Source organism: Bacillota bacterium, assembly GCA_040754675.1.
Classification (GTDB): domain Bacteria; phylum Bacillota; class Limnochordia; order Limnochordales; family Geochordaceae; genus Geochorda.
Genome location: JBFMCJ010000366.1, coordinates 1 through 4,225, shown reverse-complemented (window position 1 = coordinate 4,225; position 4,225 = coordinate 1). Strand labels below are relative to the sequence as shown.

The 4,225-nt window shown below is 62.6% G+C and carries 4 protein-coding genes; 1 reads left to right on the top strand and 3 read right to left on the bottom strand.

Annotated elements, in window-relative coordinates; translation table 11 throughout:
- The 3 genes from AB1609_16960 to AB1609_16950 form a co-directional block, all read right to left on the bottom strand.
- On the bottom strand, positions 1 to 449 hold a 449-nt coding region (locus AB1609_16960; protein MEW6048137.1), incomplete at its 3' end, for a PDZ domain-containing protein.
- 239 nt (positions 450 to 688) lie between these two features.
- On the bottom strand, positions 689 to 3,076 hold the full coding sequence (locus AB1609_16955; GenBank protein ID MEW6048136.1) for an S-layer homology domain-containing protein: 2,388 nt from the start codon (positions 3,074 to 3,076) through the stop codon (positions 689 to 691).
- A gap of 349 nt (positions 3,077 to 3,425) precedes the next feature.
- Entirely contained in the window at positions 3,426 to 3,746 is a 321-nt protein-coding gene (locus AB1609_16950) for a HEPN domain-containing protein (GenBank protein ID MEW6048135.1), read from the bottom strand.
- Positions 3,747 to 4,026: 280 nt separating this feature from the next.
- On the opposite strand from AB1609_16950, the gene AB1609_16945 reads away from it, so the two are divergent.
- Positions 4,027 to 4,225, top strand: a 199-nt coding sequence (locus AB1609_16945) for an AAA family ATPase (protein ID MEW6048134.1), incomplete at its 3' end; no start/stop codon positions are given.

Here is a 4,225-nt window from a genome sequence, read left to right as displayed (position 1 = left end):
CCATCCCCCAGCATCCTGCTCTCCACGCTGGGGATGACGATCTTCTCCCTCACCACCACTATCTCCCGCGGCTCATCCCACCCCTCCCGCATCACCAGCAGCCTCACCGGCGTCCCCGCCGGCCCCCGCAGCAACCCCGCCACCGCCTCCGGTGCCATCCCTTTCAGCGGCTTCCCATCCGCCTCCACCAGGACATCCGCGCCGTGCAATCCCACGCGCGCAGCCGGGCCCTGTGGAAACACGTTGACTATTAGAACCCGCCCTTGGAGAGCTTCAATTGTCACGCCGATACCCTCATAGCTCCCCGCAATCGAACTTTCTAGCTGCTCGAAGCTCTTCACATCCAGGTATTGACCATACGGATCGTCCAACGCACCGATCATCCCGCGTGCCGCGGCTTCCCACAACTGATCCGCTGGTACCTGGTTGACACTGGCGGACTCGATCATGCCAACCAGCCTTCGGAGCACGTCAGTCCAGGTGCGCTCCCCCGCAGCGGTTCCAAGCGCGTCCCCAGCCCAAGCTAGCCAGGCCAGAACCAGTACGCCGATTAGGCCTACGACTAACCACGCCCTCCTGAGCCTCACGCTTTCCCTCCTCCGGCCTGACCGGCACCCACACTTCCCCTTGGACACACTGGGGGGGCGGCAGATCCGCCCCCCCAGTCATCGTCCAGCGCCGTCCAATACTACGGGTTATCGCGCTGGATCACTACCACCTTCCCCGTGTCGTCACCAGCGGGGGTGTTGACACCCTTGTAGACGTCGATTAGGTCGCCGACCTTGAGCGCTCCAACCGCGATCGGTGCCTTGTTCTCGTCGTACACGCTGGCAGCCGACGGATCTATGACAGTGCCGTTCTCCAGCGTGAACGTCCCGTCATCGTTGATCGCCACGATCTTCACGCTATCCAGCCCGGTTGCGATGGACAGCGCGTCCACCGTATCGACCTTGCCGTCCGTGCGGACTACCGCGTATACGAACGCGCCGATGGTCCCGTATGGGCTGCCAACCAGCGGGTATCCCGTCGTGGTGCCCTTCACGTCAAGGTACATCGTCACTGCGCCAGTCTCGTCGACCGAGTACCCGGTATACTTGCCGTACACGTTCGACTTGGCAACCGCTGCGCCGGGGTTGAGGAAGCCGAATAGGACCGGCTTGCCCGCACCCTGATAGTACAGCGTGACCGTGTCGCCCTTCCGCACCCCCGCCAGCCCGACATAGGCTCCTGCGGGCGTCTTGAACACCGCGTCGGCACTCACAGCGTACACGTTGCCACCGACGGTGATCTTGTTGTTCGCAGTGCTGACAGCCTGCACCTGGACGTTAGTGGCGACCGCGGTCAGCTCCTCGACCGATGTCACCTTGCCAGCCGCGTTGGTCTTCGCAATCACAGGGGTACTGTAGTCGATGTCGTTAGTCGCCGGCTTGGCTATGGTCGTGCTCGCCGCCGGGTACTCAGTCTTGGTGCCCTTGACGTCGATCTTGACGGCAGGCTTGGTATTATCGAACTCGCCCCACAAACCGATGATCCCGGCAGTGGTACCCGTCAGAACCCGCAGTTCGTTGTCCTTATTGAGCTTAGCGGTGACGTTGAAGCCGAAGAGGTCATCCAACTCATCCCACTGAAGCCCATCCTCCGGCGAGTCCTTGTCGAGATCCAAGCCGTCCAAAGTACCCGTCGCCGACGCACTGACCTTGTACTCGGTGTCACCGAGCTTCAGGTAAGTCTTCCCGTCGCTCCCAACCCGCAGTGCCGTGACTATACCAGACACCGACCTGTCGAAAGCGGCGATGACGAGCGCCTTGTTGTCGCCGGCGGGAGGAGCAAGCGCGATGTAGACAACGTCTCCGTCCTTGAGGTCGCCCAGCGCGGCTGCTGCACCGTTCTTAGTGATAGTGGCATTGCTAAGTACCGTGTACGTTACACCGGCCACCTTGAGCGTCTTGTTGGTGGTGTCGACCCCGTCCGTGTCGACCAGCCCCTCCTTGACGTCATACCGGAAGCCGACCACGAACCGGATGTTCCCATCGTCGCCCTTGAACGCCGTCACGTCCGTACCGTTGGTCAGATAGACCTTGTCCGTGACCTTCTTGTTCACGACCACCGTGGCGCTGTCAGCGAGGGTGTAGTCGTCGCCGTCCTTGATGGACAGGGTCGTGCCGGTAACGTCTGCATCCAAGGTGCCCTTGACAACATCACCCGAAGCTGTGACGTCCTCGGCGAACAGGACGGTGGTTCCCTTGGCAAGCACGCTGACCTCGGCACCCAGGATGGCGGCTGTGTTGACTGCACCGGGCATGGTGTAGCTGTCGGCGCCAATCTTAACCTCTGCGGCCTCAAGGGCAGCATCAATGTCGGCGTTCCGTGTGACAACGCCTTCGACTTGCTTGGCGCCCAACCCCTTTTCAAGGAGCAGCGTGGGGTTGGTCTTGTTGGGGTCATCCCACTGCTTCTCGTAGTCCCAAATGCCCAGGTCAGAGTAGTACTTGTACTGGACCACCTGGGCCTTGAGGGCGTTCCACAGCATGATGGCCATGTCGCCCCGGGTGACGAAGTCACCGCCGAACTCCACGCCCTCGAAGAGGCCGTTCTCAGAGGCAACCACCATGTAGTTGCTGGGCCACTCGCCGGGCAGGTTCACATAGCCCAGCACGCGCCCGAGCACAGTGGCGGCCTGCGGGAACGTGATGTTCTCGTCGGGATGGAAGGTCCCGTCGGGATGGCCGGCGAGCAGCTTCTTGGCCACGGCCACGTTCACGTAACCGCTCGCCCAGTGGGTCGCCGGCACATCCGGGAACTTGGTGGGGCCGACCATGTACTTGACCACGCCCTCAAGTCCCAGCAGGCGCACCGCGAAGGCAGCGAACTGAGCCCGGGTCACCGGGGCGAGCGGCATCCACTGGCCGTCGATGCCCTTGCCGATGCCGAGGGCTTCCAGCTTGGCGACGGCGTCGGCGCACGCCTGACCCTGCACATCAGGGAAGCTGGCCGGCGTGAGCACCGCCGCGCTGGCAGTGGCAGCGATGGAAAGTACGAAGGCAACTACCAGGGCTGCCACTAAAGCTTTTCTCACGTCTTCTAACCTCCTTTACACGACATTGAGAGTCCTCTGGCCCTTTGAATGGACGCCTGACACTGTGTGAGTCCCACCCCCTCCTTCTGCAACACTTACTCCGGGCGAGGCCACCCCTCCCCCGGAAGACGTGCTGGAGGAAGCTATTCGCTGTCCACCCGCAATTTTCCTTCTGGGGAGTTGCTATTTGGTAGCTTGACCTCTACCTGGAGTGATCGCCGTTCCTTCCCTTTGTGACGCAGACCCTGGCCATTTTGTTCCCGGTAGCCTGTCCAGGGAATTGCAGGAATAGAGGTGGCCCTCGCAGAACACCAGGATCTTCTCCGCCAGCCGGACAGCCTCATCCGCCTCAGCCTTTATGTACTTCCGGTAGGCCGCGCCAGCAGGATAAACGTCCGGGTACCGGGGGGGCGATGTAGTGCTTGTCCAGCACCCGGGCTGCATCCAGCACCTCGGTCGGTAGCTCCACTTCGGGCAGTGCCTCCAGGAGTTGCGACGGAGAGGAACCCCGGGCTACCTGTCCGAACCTGAGGTGCACGGCCTTGATCGCCTTCCCGGCCGCCTGCTGGGCAGCGAAGCAGGCCCAATTATAGTCGCCCATGTCCTTGCTCTTCCTGGCATGCCCCAGGTCATGCCTGGCCTGGTCCAGCCAGTCGTGCGCCCGGTTCACCGGCATGGGACCTGCCACCGAGGCAACATACCAGGCTGCGCCGGGCCTGGCAACCTCCGGTGGCCACGAGTGCCCGAGGGCGCCGGGGCCCAACGTTATCGCCGATCCTCAGCCACCATGGAGGCGAGGGTCCGTATTACCATTGGCGTGGTGAGCAGGTGGTTGCAAGGGCCGGGCGCCGGGAGATGGAGGGGGCACGAAGGGAAGAATAGGGTTGGCATGGAATCAGGCACCAGTGAGCTGCGGGGACGCCGGTCCCGGCGAGAGATCGCTGGTTACGATGCCCGACATCGAGATCGCCAAGGCCCTGGGTCTGATCGAGGCAAACCACGAGGTCCGGGCTCTGCGGGTGGGCGCTCTGCTCTTGTTTGGAAAGGAAGACGCCCTCAGACGCTACGTCCCCACGCACGAAGTAGCTTTCCAGGTGTTGTCCGACACCCGGGTGGAGGTGAACGACTTTTTTCACTGGCCCCTGCTGC